Below are 13,216 nucleotides of genomic sequence, written 5' to 3'. Positions count from 1 at the left end.
GATGGGTCAAAAGGTTAATCCAGTCGGTATTCGACTGGGGATCGTTAAAGATCACAATTCAGTCTGGTACGCAGACAAAAAGAACTATTCAGATCATTTGCTGACTGATATCAAGGTTCGCGAGTTTCTGATGAAGAAGCTTGAAAAAGCTTCCGTGAGCAAGGTCATCATCGAGCGTCCACCTCAAAACGCCAAGATTACTATTCATACAGCCCGTCCGGGTATTGTAATCGGTAAAAAAGGTGAAGACGTAGATAGACTGCGTCAGGAAGTCGGCGAGTTGATGAAAGTGCCTGTGCACATCAACATAGAAGAGATTCGTAAGCCTGATTTGGACGCTAAACTGGTTGCTGCTGGCGTTGCCGGCCAATTGGAGCGTCGCGTTATGTTTCGTCGTGCAATGAAGCGCGCGGTTCAGAATGCGATGCGTCAAGGCGCCAAAGGTATCAAAATTCAAGTTGGCGGCCGTTTAGGCGGTGCAGAAATTGCCCGTACTGAATGGTACCGTGAAGGTCGCGTGCCTTTGCACACTCTTCGTGCTGATATTGACTACGCTACGCACGAAGCGCATACCACTTATGGTGTGATTGGTGTGAAGGTTTGGATCTTTAAGGGCGAAATCCTGGGTGGTATTGAACAGGTTCGCGCTGAAAAGAAAGCAGCTAAAAAGAAAAGTTCTAAGTAGGGGGCAGTGAAATGTTGCAACCTAAGCGTACGAAATTCCGCAAAGTCCACAAAGGCCGCAACACTGGCTTGGCGCAACGCGGAAACAAAGTAAGTTTTGGTGAATTTGGTTTAAAAGCGACTGGACGTGGACGCATAACTGCCCGACAAATCGAAGCAGCGCGTCGTACTATGACTCGTCGTATTAAGCGTGGCGGTAAGATCTGGATCCGTATATTCCCGGATAAGCCGATTACCAAGAAACCTCTAGAAGTCCGTATGGGTAAAGGTAAAGGTCCAGTTGAGTACTGGGTGGCGGAGATTGAGCCAGGCCGTATGCTTTACGAGATGGAAGGGGTAAGTGAGGAATTGGCCCGCGAGGCGTTTGCGCTTGCAGCGGCTAAACTTCCTGTCGCAACTACTTTTGTGACAAGAACGGTGATGTAAATGAAAGCTGCAGAATTGAGAAACAAAACTCAGGAAGAGCTCAGTAATGAACTGATCTCTTTGTTGAAAGAGCAATTCAACTTGCGGATGCGCAAGGCGACGGGCCAATTAAATCAAGTCCATCTTCTGCGTAAAGTGCGTCGCGACATTGCTCGTGTCAAGACAGTCTTAAATCAGAAGGCAGGTGAGTGATATGACCGCGAACGAGAAAAGCGTGCGCACTGAGACCGGTAAGGTCGTTAGTGACAAGATGGATAAGTCCATTGTGGTCTTGGTTGAGCGTCGCGTGAAGCATCCCCTGTACGGCAAGTATGTTAAGCGCTCAAGCAAGCTTCATGCTCATGACGAGAATAACGAATGTCGCATTGGCGATACCGTTCAAGTTCAAGAGTCTCGTCCTCTTTCCAAGACTAAGTCGTGGAAGCTTGTGAACATTGTTGAGCGGGCCGAAAAAGTCTAGTCAAGCAAAGCTGTTAGGTGGAGATAACCGATGATTCAGACGCAAACCGTGCTTGACGTGGCCGACAACAGCGGAGCCCGTCGAGTAATGTGTATTAAAGTGCTGGGTGGTTCACACCGTCGTTACGCAAGTATCGGCGACGTGATTAAAGTTTCTGTTAAAGAAGCTATTCCCCGCGGGAAAGTAAAGAAAGGTCAGGTTCTTAAAGCTGTCGTAGTACGTACCCGTAAGGGCGTACGTAGACAGGATGGTTCCTTGATTCGTTTTGATGGCAATGCCGCTGTTCTTTTGAATAACCAGGAACAGCCCATCGGTACTCGTATCTTCGGGCCGGTGACACGGGAACTGCGTGGCGAGAAATTTATGAAAATTATCTCGCTGGCCCCGGAAGTGCTATAGGAGTCAGACCAGATATGAACAAGATCAGAAAAGGCGACGAAGTTGTCGTCATAGCAGGTAGAGATAAAGGGAAGCGCGGTAAAGTAAATCGCGTCCAGAAAGACGGTAAGCTGGTTGTCAGCGGCGTCAATATGGTTAAGCGTCATACCAAGCCAAACCCTATGCTGGGTACTGCTGGCGGCATCGTCGAGAAAGAGGCGCCCATTCAAGCTTCAAACGTGGCGATCTTTAATTCAGCCACCGATAAGCCTGATCGTATTGGCTTTAAGATTCTTGAAGACGGTAAGAAAGTGCGCATCTTCAAGTCGACAAACGAACTTGTCGATAACTAAAGGTTAGGTGGTTGATTATGCCAAAGTATAAAGAGGTATATCAGAAAGAGGTTATTCCTGCGCTGATGAAGGAAATGTCCTACAGCAGCGTTATGCAGGTGCCTCGTATTGAGAAGATTACCCTTAACATGGGTGTCGGCGAAGCTCTTGGCGATAAAAAGCAGATCGAAGCGGCGGCAGCTGACTTGGAAGCTATTACCGGTCAAAAGGTTGTAGTAACTAAAGCTCGCAAATCCGTAGCTGGCTTTAAAATTCGTCAAGGTTTTCCTATCGGTTGCAAAGTTACTTTGCGTGGCGATCGTATGTGGGAATTCTTTGAGCGTCTGGTTGATGTAGCTATTCCTCGTGTACGTGACTTCCGTGGTTTGAACCAGAAGTCATTCGATGGGCGTGGAAACTACTCTATGGGCGTGAAAGAGCAGATTATCTTCCCGGAGATCGATTACGATAAAATCGATAAAGTCCGCGGAATGGATATCACCATCACGACCTCCGCAAACACTGACGACGAAGGCAGAGCGCTGCTTAGCGCGTTCAGCTTCCCGTTCAGAAAATAAGGTGAACTGATATGGCAAAAGTTGGAATGCGCGAGCGTGAGCTCAAGCGTGAAAAAACCGTAGCGAAATACGCTGAGAAGCGCGCTGCGCTGAAGGCCATTATTGCAAATCCGAACGTCTCTGATGAAGAGCGTTGGGAAGCGCAGATGAAATTGCAGCAGCTGCCGAGAGACGCTAGTCCCTCAAGACTGCGCAATCGCTGCCAAGTAACTGGCCGTCCGCATGCGGTATTGAGAAAGTTCCGTCTGTCCCGAATTAAACTTCGCGAAGCCGCAATGCGCGGTGATGTGCCAGGTTTGAAAAAGGCAAGCTGGTAACGCTCGACCGTTGGTAAGCGTCTTTCGGCCGTTAGGCCGAAAGCGCTGCACAACTAAAATGTTTGGAGCTATTAAATGAGTATGCAAGATACCTTAGCGGATATGTTTACCCGTATCCGTAACGCACAGATGGCGGAAAAAGAAACTGTGCGTATGCCCTCCTCAAAGATGAAGGTCGCTGTGGCCAACGTCTTGAAAGAAGAAGGTTTTATCACTGACTTTCAAGCTAGTGAAGAAGCGAAGCCTGTTCTTGAGATCACACTGAAGTATTACCAAGGCACTCCGGTTATTGAGAATATTAGCCGAGTGAGCCGTCCAGGTCTGCGCCAGTACAAAGCCGCTAATGACCTGCCTACCGTAAATGGTGGTTTGGGTATTGCGATCGTATCCACTTCCAAAGGCGTTATGACTGATAGAGCAGCTCGTAAAGCCGGCGTTGGTGGTGAAGTTATTTGTACCGTCTTCTAGGAGTGAATCATGTCTAGGGTAGCAAAAAATCCAGTACAGATTCCCGCTGGCGTAGAGGTTAAGTTCGACGGTCGGCTGGTTAATATCAAGGGCGGCAAAGGCGCTCTTTCTTTGTCTGTTCATCCTTCTGTTGAAGTGAAACAGGAAGATGGCGCATTGACGTTTGGTCCAAAAGAAGGCTCCAACCAGGCACGTGCATTGGCTGGAACCACGCGTGCGTTGATCAACAACATGGTTCTCGGCGTTACTCAAGGTTTTGAGCGCAAGTTGGAACTGATTGGCGTAGGTTACAGAGCGCAGGCTCAAGGCAAGGCGATCAACCTGACTCTTGGCTTTTCTCACCCTGTAGTATTCGAAATTCCTGAGGGAATTACAGCTGAGACTCCCACCCAAACTGAAATTGTGATTCGTGGTATCGATAAGCAAAAGGTTGGGCAGGTTGCTGCTGAAATCCGTAGTATCAGACCGCCTGAACCATATAAAGGAAAGGGTGTTCGCTACTCCGGCGAGCAAGTTCGAGTTAAAGAAGCTAAGAAGAAGTAGGGCGCGGCTATGAGTGACAAAAAGATTTCTCGGTTACGTCGGGCTAAGAAAACCCGTTATAAAATTCGTGAACTCGGTGTCGACAGATTGAGCATCAATCGGACGCCGCGTCATATCTACGCGCAAATTATCAGCGCGGATGGAAGCAAGGTTTTGGCTACTGCTTCCACTTTGGATAAAGATTTGCGTGCAGGCACTACCGGCAACGTAGAAGCTGCAGGTAAAGTTGGCGCAATGATCGCGGAAAGAGCTAAGGCTGCAGGCATTACCAAAGTGGCTTTTGACCGTTCCGGCTTCAAGTACCATGGTCGTGTAAAAGCGTTAGCTGATGCTGCGCGGGAAAACGGACTCGAGTTTTAAGAGGTTGAATATATGACAAATAACGAGCAGCAAAAAGGAGCAGAGCTCCAGGAGAAGCTTGTTCAGGTCAACCGCGTGGCTAAGGTTGTTAAAGGTGGTCGTATTTTCGGCTTCACAGCTTTGACCGTAGTTGGCGATGGGAACGGTAAAGTAGGCTTTGGTCGTGGTAAAGCGCGTGAAGTGCCTGTAGCGATTCAGAAAGCTATGGACGCCGCCCGCAAGAACATGATTACCGTAACTTTGAACGGCAATACCTTACAGTATCCAGTCAAGGCGCGTCATGGCTCCGCTAAGGTGTTTATGCAGCCTGCTTCTGAAGGTACAGGTATTATCGCAGGCGGCGCAATGCGCGCTGTATTGGAAGTCGCTGGCGTACAAAACGTATTGGCTAAGTGTTACGGCTCAACCAACCCTGTTAACGTTGTTCGCGCCACGTTCGAAGGCTTAAAAGCCATGCAAGCTCCTGAGGAGATTGCAGCTAAGCGTGGTAAGACTGTGGAAGAGATTCTGGGGTAAGTCATGGCCAATGCAGCAAAGACTATTAAGGTAACTCTGGTAAAGAGTACTATCGGAATCCTGCCTAAGCACAAGGACTGCGTTCGCGGCTTGGGTTTGAGAAAAATTAATCATACCGTGGAAGTAGAAGATACTGCTGCTGTAAGAGGTATGATTAACAAGGTTAACTATCTGGTGAAGGTGGAAGGAGAGTAATATGAAAATGAATACTCTCAAGCCGGCCGAAGGTTCCAAACAGTCCCCTAAAAGGTTGGGCCGTGGAATCGGTAGCGGGCTGGGTAAAACCGGTGGCCGTGGTCACAAAGGTCAAACTTCCCGCTCTGGCGGAACTATCAGACCTGGCTTTGAAGGCGGTCAACAGCCTTTGCAGCGTCGTCTGCCCAAGTTCGGCTTCACCTCAAGGGTTGGCCGTTACTCCGAAGAAGTTAGACTGAGTGAAATCGACAGCCTTGGTACTGATGTTATCGATTTGGCGGCTTTGAAAGCGGCTAGCATCGTTGCTCAACAGGCTAAGCAGGTCAAGGTTATTCTGTCCGGAGAGATTACCCGTGCGGTGACTGTTAAAGGACTGAAAGTGACCAAAGGCGCGCAAGAAGCAATCCAAGCCGCAGGTGGCAAAGTCGAGGAATAAATGGCCAAACTAAACGCATTACCCGCAGGTGCAGGTAAAGGCCTTGCCGAGCTTCGTGCTCGGCTTTGGTTTGTACTGTTGGCGATACTTGTATATCGAGTTGGTGCCCACATACCTGTACCAGGAATTAATCCCGATAGACTCGCGGCGCTCTTTGATCAGAATCAGGGCACTATCTTGAGCTTGTTTAATATGTTTTCAGGGGGAGCCCTGGAACGTATGAGTATCTTTGCTCTGGGTATCATGCCTTATATTTCTGCATCGATCATTATGCAGTTGTTGACTGTCGTTAGTCCGCAACTGGAGCAACTGAAGAAAGAGGGGGAAGCGGGTAGGCGCAAGATCAGTCAGTACACTAGATATGGTACAGTGCTGCTTGCGACCGTTCAGGCGTTTGGTATTTCCGTCGGTCTGGCGAATCAAGGTGTCACCTTTACAACCGGACCGAGCTTCTTCTTTGTCGCTGTCGTTACCTTCGTCTGTGGCGCGGTATTTTTGATGTGGGTAGGCGAGCAAATTACTGAGAGAGGTATCGGTAACGGGATTTCATTGCTGATCTTCTCTGGTATTGTTGCAGGTTTGCCTGGTGCGGTTGGTCAGACATTCGAGCAGGCGCGTCTCGGCGAGTTGAGTGTTCTGACATTAATTGCTGTTGCAGTATTCGCAGTAGCAATTATCGCGTTCGTGGTTTTCATGGAGCGCGGGCAACGCCGCATCACCATCAACTATGCGCGTCGTCAGCAAGGGCGCAAGGTATATGCTCAGCAAAGCAGCCATCTTCCCTTGAAAGTGAATATGGCTGGTGTAATTCCTCCTATATTCGCCTCTAGCATTCTTTTGTTTCCAGCATCGTTGGGGCAATGGTTTGGCAAGGGCGAAGGTATGGAGTGGTTGCAGGTTGTTTCGCAGGCGCTTGGTCCAAGCCAACCGCTATACATTATTCTGTTTGCGATAGCAGTTGTATTCTTCTGCTTCTTCTACACAGCATTAATGTATAACCCCAAGGAAGTCGCCGACAATTTGAAGCGTTCTGGCGCATTTGTTCCTGGTATTCGTCCTGGGGAAAACACTGCTAAATATATTGATGGCGTTCTTACCCGCTTAACGGTGTTCGGCGCTTTGTATATTGCAGCTGTGGCGTTACTGCCACAGTTTTTAGTGGTGTCTTGGAATGTTCCTTTCTATTTTGGCGGAACTTCCTTGTTAATTGTTGTAGTTGTGGTTATGGATTTCATGGCCCAGGTTCAGTCGCACCTCATGTCGCATCAATATGATTCGCTCATGAAGAAGTCGAACCTGAAGAATTACGGCAAGAGCGGTTTGGTCCGATAGTCGAGCAAGTTTTAAAGTAATCGGCGTGAGACTGGAGAATAGCAATGAAAGTTAGAGCATCAGTAAAGAAAATGTGTCGTGGGTGCAAAATTATCCGTCGTAATGGCGCGGTAATGGTAATCTGCAGCACAGAACCAAGACACAAGCAGAAACAAGGCTAATATTTAGCTCTGTTGCTTGATTTGTATACACGAAGGCGCTATCATTCTGCGCCTTTTAATTTGTTGGTAATTATTACCAATAACATTTATGCGGAGTAAGATGGATGGCACGTATAGCGGGTGTCAATATCCCCGATAACAAGCACACAGAAGTGTCCCTGACCTATATTTATGGGATCGGGCGCACCACTTCACGTGGCCTTTGTGAGAGAACCGGCATCAGCCCTCAATCTAAGGTTAAAGACCTGTCTGAGGAGCAGCTGGACGTACTGAGGAACGAAATCGCCAAAATGGTTGTTGAAGGCGATTTGCGTCGTGAAGTGCAAATGAACATTAAACGGCTGAAGGATCTCGGCTGCTATCGCGGTTTACGTCACCGTCATAGCTTGCCGGTACGAGGGCAGCGCACTAAGACAAATGCGCGCACCCGCAAAGGTCCTCGTAAGCCTATTCGTAAATAAGTATCAGGAATAGAGCATGGCAAAACCAGGTACACGTACCCGTAAAAAGGTGAAAAAGACCGTTGTTGACGGCGTAGCGCATATCCACGCTTCATTCAACAACACTATCGTAACCATTACCGACCGTCAGGGTAACGCTCTAAGCTGGGCGACTTCTGGTGGTTCAGGATTCCGTGGTTCCAGAAAGAGCACACCTTTTGCTGCGCAGGTAGCAGCTGAAAGAGCCGGTAATGCGGCTGCTGAATACGGCCTAAAAAACCTAGATGTTTTGGTTAAAGGACCTGGACCCGGTCGCGAGTCCGCAATTCGTGCATTGAACGCATGTGGGTATAAGATCACTAACATCACTGATGTTACTCCGATCCCACATAACGGATGCCGTCCTCCCAAAAAGCGTCGAGTTTAAAGAGGAAGAAGTCTAATGGCTCGTTATATTGGACCGAAATGTAAATTGTCTCGCCGTGAAGGCACAGACCTGTTTTTGAAGAGTGGAGCTCGCGCGCTTGATAGCAAGTGCAACATGGAGACCGCTCCTGGGCAACATGGCCAACGTCGTGGTCGTCTTTCCGACTATGGTCTACAGTTGCGTGAAAAGCAAAAAGTACGTCGTATGTACGGAGTTCTGGAAAAGCAATTCCGTAACTACTACAAAGAAGCAGCCCGCATTAAAGGCGCTACAGGCGAGAACCTGCTCCAGTTGTTAGAGCGTCGTCTGGATAATGTTGTATACCGTATGGGATTCGGCTCCACCCGCTCCGAAGCCCGTCAGTTGGTGTCACACAAGGCGATTCTGGTGAATGGTAAGGCTGTAAATATTCCGTCCTATCAGGTCAAGCCTGGCGATGTAGTAAGCATTCGCGAGAAATCAAAGAATCAGCTTCGCATTAAAGGCTCTCTTGAGTTGGCCGCACAGCGTGCAACTCTGGAGTGGATTGAAGTTGATGCTGCGAAGATGTCTGGAACCTTCAAATCAGTTCCTGAGCGTACTGATCTGTCTCCAGATATTAACGAAAACCTGATTGTGGAGCTCTACTCTAAGTAAGGCCAGCAACTAATTCAGCCAGTAGGGGCGTCTATGCAGCGTTCATTAAACGAATTTCTTACACCTCGTACTATCGAGGTGAATCAAATCAATGCGACTCACGCAAAGGTGACCCTGGAACCGCTCGAACGCGGTTTCGGGCATACTTTAGGAAGTGCATTACGCCGCATTTTGCTGTCTTCAATGCCGGGTTGCGCTGTCGTCGAAGTTGAGATCGACGGCGTTCTTCACGAGTACAGCACCGTTGAAGGTGTGCAGGAAGATGTGATTGAGATTCTTCTGAACTTGAAGAATCTCGCCATCAAAATGCACAACCGCGATGAAGCAACGTTGTCCCTGAACAAGAAGGGCGCTGGTCCAGTATTGGCTAGTGATATCCAACTTGATCATGATGTTGAGATTGCGAACCCAGATATGATTATTTGCAATCTTAACTCGAATGGCGACGTTAAGATGAAACTGAAAGTGGCTCGTGGGCGTGGTTATGAGCCTGCGGATCAGCGGAACTCAGCTGATGACGAAACAAGAGCAATTGGAAGATTGCAGCTTGATTCTTCTTTCAGCCCAGTGCTCCGTGTTGCTTATAACGTTGAAAGCGCTCGGGTTGAGCAGCGTACCGATTTGGACAAGTTGGTTATCGACTTGGAAACAAACGGAACGATTGATCCTGAGGAAGCAATCCGTAGGGCAGCGACAATTCTGCAACAGCAGCTTGCTGTCTTTGTAGATTTTGATCAGCAAAATGAGCCAGAAAAAGTTGAAGAGCAAGAAGAAATCGATCCGATTCTTCTGCGGCCGGTTGATGATTTAGAACTGACTGTGCGTTCAGCGAACTGCTTAAAAGCTGAGAACATCTACTATATCGGTGATCTCATTCAACGCACTGAGGTGGAGCTTTTGAAGACTCCTAACCTAGGCAAGAAATCATTAACCGAAATTAAAGACGTGCTTGCTTCACGCGGCTTGTCTTTAGGTATGCGTCTTGAAAACTGGCCTCCCGCCAGCATTCGGGGCGATGATCGGGTATTAGGCGGCTAATGCGCGCCAACAGTGTAGTTGAAGGATAAAGAAGATGCGTCATCGTAAAAGTGGTCGTAAATTTAACCGGACTAGCGCGCATCGCAAGTCGATGTTCCGGAATATGGCGGCATCGTTGGTAGAGCATGAGCTGATCAAAACCACGGTGCCCAAAGCGAAAGAACTGAGAAGAGTGGCTGAGCCGCTAATCACTTTGGCTAAAAGTGATTCTGTAGCTAACCGCCGTCTTGCTTTCTCTCGTCTGAGAAGCAGAGATGCAGTGACCAAGCTGTTCGAAGAGATTGGTCCTCGTTACAAAGATCGCCCTGGTGGTTATCTGCGTATTCTCAAGTGCGGTCTGAGACCGGGCGACAGTGCTCCAATGGCTTTTGTTGAGCTAGTGGACCGTCCGGTAGTTGAAGCCGAAGGCGACAACGAAGAGTAAGATCTTCTCGGATATTAAAAAGCCGCTTTTAGCGGCTTTTTTTGTGCCTGCGCCATACACTGGTCTTTTTCGAGATAAGGAAGCGTTGATTTCTCGCGGCTTCCTGATCATTTTCTGCCAGCTAGCTTTCCAGAATGCGTTTCAAGAAATGTGCGGTATGAGACTTGTCATTGTCTTTAACTGTTTCTGGAGCGCCTTCGGCGATAATCAATCCGCCCCGGCTTCCTCCCTCTGGTCCAAGATCGATTATCCAATCCGCTGTTTTAATCACATCAAGGTTATGCTCGATAACTACAATGGTATTTCCGTGATCACGCAGTCGATGCAGTACCTTAAGTAACTGATCAATATCAAAGAAATGCAGGCCAGTCGTGGGTTCGTCGAGGATGTACAGGGTTTTACCTGTATCTCGCTTAGACAGTTCTCGTGAAAGCTTAACGCGTTGAGCTTCGCCTCCCGATAAGGTGACTGCGCTTTGGCCGAGGCGGATGTAAGAAAGACCGACATCAATCAACGTCTGAAGCTTTTTGGCGATGGCTGGAATTGCGTCGAAAAACTCTCGGGCGTCCTCAACCGTCATCTCCAGAACGTCATGAATTGACTTGCCTTTATAGGTAACTTCAAGAGTTTCGCGGTTATAGCGTTTACCTTTGCATACATCGCAGGGGACATAGAGGTCGGGCAAGAAGTGCATTTCTACTTTGATAACTCCGTCACCCTGGCAGGCCTCACAGCGTCCTCCACGTACGTTAAAGCTGAATCTTCCAGGTTTGTAGCCGCGAGACCTAGCCTCTTGAGTCGCAGCGAAAAGTTCTCTTATGGGGGTGAATATACCTGTGTAGGTCGCGGGGTTGGATCTTGGCGTGCGTCCGATCGGGCTTTGGTCGATATCAATGACTTTATCGAAATGATCGAGTCCTTCAATAGACACATAGGGCTCAGGAGTCAGAGTTGTCGCCATGTTGAGCTTGGTGGCGGCAATTGGATAGAGCGTACTATTGATCAGCGTGGATTTACCGGATCCTGACACCCCTGTGATGCAGGTAAACAGTCCCACTGGGACTTTAAGCGTGACGGACTGCAGGTTATTCCCGGTAGCTCCGGTAATAATGAGCTGTTTGTCTGGATCTGGCTGCACTCTTTGTTCTGGAACAGCAATGCAGCGCGTTCCCTTCAGATATTGGCCGGTGATGGACTTATCACTTTCCATGACCTGTTCAGGAGAGCCCTGAGCGACGATTTCTCCGCCATGGACTCCCGCTCCAGGCCCGATGTCTACGACATAGTCCGCCATACGAATGGCGTCTTCGTCGTGCTCAACCACGATTACTGTATTGCCGAGATCTCGCAGGTGGGTCAGCGTGGCCAACAGACGATCATTGTCTCTCTGGTGCAGGCCAATAGAAGGCTCGTCGAGCACGTACATGACGCCAACCAGTCCAGCGCCTATCTGACTGGCTAATCTGATACGCTGGGCTTCTCCTCCAGAAAGAGTTTCTGCGCTGCGATCCAGAGTCAGATAATCCAGTCCCACGTTAACAAGAAATTGCAGGCGTAGCTGGATTTCTTTAACGATCTTCGACGCGATCTCTCCTTTACGGCCAGGTAGCGATAAATGCTGAAAGAAGTTGGAAGCATCGCCGATGGCCATGCGAGATGTATCCGGCAGGCTCTTATTATCAATAAACACATGACGAGAGGAGCGTTTTAGTCGGCTGCCGTGGCAGTCTGGACAGGACTTCTGGGTGAGGAATTTGGACAGCTCGTCTCGCACCATTTGCGAGTCCGTTTCCCGGTAGCGACGTTCAATATTGGGCAATATGCCTTCGAATGGGTGCTCCCTGAAGACTATGTCTCCGCGGCTATTCACATATTTGAACTTAATATCAGTGCGTCCGCTGCCTTTTAGCAGCGCATTTTGGAACGATTCTGGAAGTGATTCAAAAGGCGTTTCAATGTCGACTTCATAATGATCCGCAAGGCTGGTCAGCATTTGAAAGTAGAATACGCTGCGCCTATCCCATCCTTTGATAGCGCCTTCAGCCAATGTCAGCTCTGGACGTTCTACGAGTTTATCGGGGTCAAAATACTGCTTTACGCCAAGTCCATCACAACTTGGGCAGGCGCCAGCTGGATTGTTAAAAGAGAAGACTCTTGGTTCGAGTTCGCTGACGCTGTACCCACACTCAGGACAGGCGAATAGTGCTGAAAAGATGAGCTCTTCGCCGTCTCCGTCCATTGGCGCGGCGATAACGACGCCTTCGGCTAACTCAATACAGGTTTCGATAGACTCGGCTAATCGGGTCTGAATATCTGCGCGAATCTTGAGCCGATCTACCACAACCTCAATGGTGTGTTTACGCTTTTTATCTAACTGGGGTACGTCGTCGAGGTCAGTCACGATGCCGTCGATGCGCGCACGAATGAAGCCTTGCGCGCGTAATCCTTCGATCACATGCAGGTGTTCGCCTTTGCGATTACGTATGACAGGAGCCAGCAACATCCACTTGCTTTCCTGAGGCAACTCAAGGATTCGGTCAACCATCTGACTGACCGTCTGAGCTTCGAGAACGATGTCGTGGTCCGGGCAGCGAGGCTCTCCAGCGCGTGCGAACAGCAGACGCAGGTAGTCATAGATTTCTGTAATGGTGCCGACAGTGGAGCGAGGGTTATGGGAGGTGGACTTCTGCTCGATGGAAATAGCGGGTGAAAGACCTTCTATATGGTCAACGTCTGGCTTCTCCATCATGGACAGGAACTGCCTGGCGTAAGTAGACAGCGACTCCACATAGCGCCGCTGTCCCTCCGCGTACAGCGTATCAAAAGCCAGGGATGACTTGCCTGAGCCTGATAGCCCGGTAATGACGATGAGCTTGTCTCTCGGCAAGTCCAGGTCGACATTCTTAAGATTGTGAGTTCGGGCTCCGCGGACTTGGATCGTGTCCATAAAATTCTTTTTCACCTCCGGAATTTACAGCCGGTCATTATATAAGTACGGAAACAGGATGAGCAAAGCGACAGCGAATCGATTAATAAGTGGCTGGTCAAATGCTACAATATGCGCT

At 49.0% G+C, this 13,216-nt stretch carries 22 protein-coding genes; 21 read left to right on the top strand and 1 reads right to left on the bottom strand.

Features of this window, described 5'->3' with window-relative positions:
- Position 1: 1 nt before the first annotated feature.
- From rpsC to rplQ, 21 genes are all read left to right on the top strand, one after another.
- Positions 2-685 carry a 30S ribosomal protein S3 gene (gene rpsC / locus ACQYWX_RS27265; RefSeq protein ID WP_127973657.1) on the top strand — a complete coding sequence of 228 codons (684 nt, stop codon included), beginning with the start codon at positions 2-4 and terminating at the stop codon, positions 683-685.
- A gap of 11 nt (positions 686-696) precedes the next feature.
- Positions 697-1,110, top strand: coding sequence for a 50S ribosomal protein L16 (gene rplP / locus ACQYWX_RS27260; protein WP_127973656.1), 414 nt, complete (start codon positions 697-699; stop codon positions 1,108-1,110).
- On the top strand, positions 1,111-1,302 hold the full coding sequence (gene rpmC / locus ACQYWX_RS27255) for a 50S ribosomal protein L29 (protein ID WP_127973655.1): 192 nt from the start codon (positions 1,111-1,113) through the stop codon (positions 1,300-1,302).
- 1 nt (position 1,303) lies between these two features.
- Positions 1,304-1,570: a 30S ribosomal protein S17 gene (gene rpsQ, locus ACQYWX_RS27250; RefSeq protein WP_011399911.1), complete on the top strand. Its 267-nt coding sequence runs from the start codon at positions 1,304-1,306 to the stop codon at positions 1,568-1,570.
- A gap of 30 nt (positions 1,571-1,600) precedes the next feature.
- On the top strand, positions 1,601-1,969 hold the full coding sequence (gene rplN, locus ACQYWX_RS27245; protein ID WP_011399910.1) for a 50S ribosomal protein L14: 369 nt from the start codon (positions 1,601-1,603) through the stop codon (positions 1,967-1,969).
- Positions 1,970-1,983: 14 nt separating this feature from the next.
- Entirely contained in the window at positions 1,984-2,301 is a 318-nt protein-coding gene (gene rplX, locus ACQYWX_RS27240) for a 50S ribosomal protein L24 (RefSeq protein ID WP_011399909.1), read from the top strand.
- Positions 2,302-2,318: 17 nt separating this feature from the next.
- Positions 2,319-2,858: a 50S ribosomal protein L5 gene (gene rplE, locus ACQYWX_RS27235; protein ID WP_127973654.1), complete on the top strand. Its 540-nt coding sequence runs from the start codon at positions 2,319-2,321 to the stop codon at positions 2,856-2,858.
- 11 nt (positions 2,859-2,869) lie between these two features.
- Complete coding sequence (rpsN, locus tag ACQYWX_RS27230) at positions 2,870-3,175, top strand: 30S ribosomal protein S14 (protein WP_216737727.1); 306 nt, start codon at positions 2,870-2,872, stop codon at positions 3,173-3,175.
- A 75-nt stretch (positions 3,176-3,250) separates the two neighbouring features.
- A complete protein-coding gene (rpsH, locus tag ACQYWX_RS27225) occupies positions 3,251-3,643 on the top strand; it encodes a 30S ribosomal protein S8 (RefSeq protein WP_216737726.1) in 393 nt (130 codons plus the stop codon).
- Between the two features lie 9 nt (positions 3,644-3,652).
- Positions 3,653-4,186: a 50S ribosomal protein L6 gene (gene rplF / locus ACQYWX_RS27220; RefSeq protein ID WP_011399905.1), complete on the top strand. Its 534-nt coding sequence runs from the start codon at positions 3,653-3,655 to the stop codon at positions 4,184-4,186.
- Positions 4,187-4,195: 9 nt separating this feature from the next.
- Positions 4,196-4,546, top strand: a complete 351-nt coding sequence (gene rplR, locus ACQYWX_RS27215; protein WP_216737725.1) for a 50S ribosomal protein L18 — start codon at positions 4,196-4,198, stop codon at positions 4,544-4,546.
- Between the two features lie 12 nt (positions 4,547-4,558).
- Positions 4,559-5,062 carry a 30S ribosomal protein S5 gene (gene rpsE / locus ACQYWX_RS27210; RefSeq protein WP_011399903.1) on the top strand — a complete coding sequence of 168 codons (504 nt, stop codon included), beginning with the start codon at positions 4,559-4,561 and terminating at the stop codon, positions 5,060-5,062.
- 3 nt (positions 5,063-5,065) lie between these two features.
- Complete coding sequence (gene rpmD, locus ACQYWX_RS27205) at positions 5,066-5,257, top strand: 50S ribosomal protein L30 (RefSeq protein ID WP_011399902.1); 192 nt, start codon at positions 5,066-5,068, stop codon at positions 5,255-5,257.
- A gap of 1 nt (position 5,258) precedes the next feature.
- On the top strand, positions 5,259-5,693 hold the full coding sequence (rplO, locus tag ACQYWX_RS27200; protein ID WP_127973650.1) for a 50S ribosomal protein L15: 435 nt from the start codon (positions 5,259-5,261) through the stop codon (positions 5,691-5,693).
- The gene (secY, locus tag ACQYWX_RS27195) at positions 5,694-7,025 is read left to right on the top strand and encodes a preprotein translocase subunit SecY (protein ID WP_127973649.1); all 1,332 of its coding nucleotides are present in this window, start codon (positions 5,694-5,696) and stop codon (positions 7,023-7,025) included.
- A gap of 44 nt (positions 7,026-7,069) precedes the next feature.
- Positions 7,070-7,186, top strand: a complete 117-nt coding sequence (rpmJ, locus tag ACQYWX_RS27190) for a 50S ribosomal protein L36 (RefSeq protein ID WP_011399899.1) — start codon at positions 7,070-7,072, stop codon at positions 7,184-7,186.
- 104 nt (positions 7,187-7,290) lie between these two features.
- Positions 7,291-7,647 (top strand): 30S ribosomal protein S13, encoded by a 357-nt coding sequence (gene rpsM / locus ACQYWX_RS27185; protein ID WP_127973648.1) that lies wholly within the window; start codon positions 7,291-7,293, stop codon positions 7,645-7,647.
- A gap of 16 nt (positions 7,648-7,663) precedes the next feature.
- Positions 7,664-8,053, top strand: coding sequence for a 30S ribosomal protein S11 (gene rpsK / locus ACQYWX_RS27180; RefSeq protein ID WP_011399897.1), 390 nt, complete (start codon positions 7,664-7,666; stop codon positions 8,051-8,053).
- Between the two features lie 15 nt (positions 8,054-8,068).
- Positions 8,069-8,689, top strand: a complete 621-nt coding sequence (gene rpsD, locus ACQYWX_RS27175; protein ID WP_011399896.1) for a 30S ribosomal protein S4 — start codon at positions 8,069-8,071, stop codon at positions 8,687-8,689.
- A gap of 33 nt (positions 8,690-8,722) precedes the next feature.
- Positions 8,723-9,727 (top strand): DNA-directed RNA polymerase subunit alpha, encoded by a 1,005-nt coding sequence (locus tag ACQYWX_RS27170; protein WP_431687021.1) that lies wholly within the window; start codon positions 8,723-8,725, stop codon positions 9,725-9,727.
- A 34-nt stretch (positions 9,728-9,761) separates the two neighbouring features.
- Entirely contained in the window at positions 9,762-10,151 is a 390-nt protein-coding gene (gene rplQ, locus ACQYWX_RS27165; protein ID WP_011399894.1) for a 50S ribosomal protein L17, read from the top strand.
- 121 nt (positions 10,152-10,272) lie between these two features.
- On the opposite strand, the gene uvrA is transcribed toward rplQ, so the two are convergent.
- Positions 10,273-13,098, bottom strand: coding sequence for an excinuclease ABC subunit UvrA (gene uvrA, locus ACQYWX_RS27160; protein ID WP_431687020.1), 2,826 nt, complete (start codon positions 13,096-13,098; stop codon positions 10,273-10,275).
- Between the last annotated feature and the right edge of the window lie 118 nt (positions 13,099-13,216).

The organism is Hahella sp. NBU794 (assembly GCF_050749805.1).
Lineage (GTDB): Bacteria > Pseudomonadota > Gammaproteobacteria > Pseudomonadales > Oleiphilaceae > Hahella.
Note: the sequence above shows the minus strand (reverse complement) of the source record. Positions and strands in the feature narration are given on the sequence as shown.

What these genes read in the sequence shown, in the direction of transcription:
- rpsC (WP_127973657.1), top strand. Translation starts at nt 2, where the DNA reads ATGGGTCAAAAGGTTAATCCAGTCGGTATTCGACTGGGGATCGTTAAA.
- rplP (WP_127973656.1), top strand. Translation starts at nt 697, where the DNA reads ATGTTGCAACCTAAGCGTACGAAATTCCGCAAAGTCCACAAAGGCCGC.
- rpmC (WP_127973655.1), top strand. Translation starts at nt 1,111, where the DNA reads ATGAAAGCTGCAGAATTGAGAAACAAAACTCAGGAAGAGCTCAGTAAT.
- rpsQ (WP_011399911.1), top strand. Translation starts at nt 1,304, where the DNA reads ATGACCGCGAACGAGAAAAGCGTGCGCACTGAGACCGGTAAGGTCGTT.
- rplN (WP_011399910.1), top strand. Translation starts at nt 1,601, where the DNA reads ATGATTCAGACGCAAACCGTGCTTGACGTGGCCGACAACAGCGGAGCC.
- rplX (WP_011399909.1), top strand. Translation starts at nt 1,984, where the DNA reads ATGAACAAGATCAGAAAAGGCGACGAAGTTGTCGTCATAGCAGGTAGA.
- rplE (WP_127973654.1), top strand. Translation starts at nt 2,319, where the DNA reads ATGCCAAAGTATAAAGAGGTATATCAGAAAGAGGTTATTCCTGCGCTG.
- rpsN (WP_216737727.1), top strand. Translation starts at nt 2,870, where the DNA reads ATGGCAAAAGTTGGAATGCGCGAGCGTGAGCTCAAGCGTGAAAAAACC.
- rpsH (WP_216737726.1), top strand. Translation starts at nt 3,251, where the DNA reads ATGAGTATGCAAGATACCTTAGCGGATATGTTTACCCGTATCCGTAAC.
- rplF (WP_011399905.1), top strand. Translation starts at nt 3,653, where the DNA reads ATGTCTAGGGTAGCAAAAAATCCAGTACAGATTCCCGCTGGCGTAGAG.
- rplR (WP_216737725.1), top strand. Translation starts at nt 4,196, where the DNA reads ATGAGTGACAAAAAGATTTCTCGGTTACGTCGGGCTAAGAAAACCCGT.
- rpsE (WP_011399903.1), top strand. Translation starts at nt 4,559, where the DNA reads ATGACAAATAACGAGCAGCAAAAAGGAGCAGAGCTCCAGGAGAAGCTT.
- rpmD (WP_011399902.1), top strand. Translation starts at nt 5,066, where the DNA reads ATGGCCAATGCAGCAAAGACTATTAAGGTAACTCTGGTAAAGAGTACT.
- rplO (WP_127973650.1), top strand. Translation starts at nt 5,259, where the DNA reads ATGAAAATGAATACTCTCAAGCCGGCCGAAGGTTCCAAACAGTCCCCT.
- secY (WP_127973649.1), top strand. Translation starts at nt 5,694, where the DNA reads ATGGCCAAACTAAACGCATTACCCGCAGGTGCAGGTAAAGGCCTTGCC.
- rpmJ (WP_011399899.1), top strand. Translation starts at nt 7,070, where the DNA reads ATGAAAGTTAGAGCATCAGTAAAGAAAATGTGTCGTGGGTGCAAAATT.
- rpsM (WP_127973648.1), top strand. Translation starts at nt 7,291, where the DNA reads ATGGCACGTATAGCGGGTGTCAATATCCCCGATAACAAGCACACAGAA.
- rpsK (WP_011399897.1), top strand. Translation starts at nt 7,664, where the DNA reads ATGGCAAAACCAGGTACACGTACCCGTAAAAAGGTGAAAAAGACCGTT.
- rpsD (WP_011399896.1), top strand. Translation starts at nt 8,069, where the DNA reads ATGGCTCGTTATATTGGACCGAAATGTAAATTGTCTCGCCGTGAAGGC.
- ACQYWX_RS27170 (WP_431687021.1), top strand. Translation starts at nt 8,723, where the DNA reads ATGCAGCGTTCATTAAACGAATTTCTTACACCTCGTACTATCGAGGTG.
- rplQ (WP_011399894.1), top strand. Translation starts at nt 9,762, where the DNA reads ATGCGTCATCGTAAAAGTGGTCGTAAATTTAACCGGACTAGCGCGCAT.
- uvrA (WP_431687020.1), bottom strand. Translation starts at nt 13,098, where the DNA reads ATGGACACGATCCAAGTCCGCGGAGCCCGAACTCACAATCTTAAGAAT.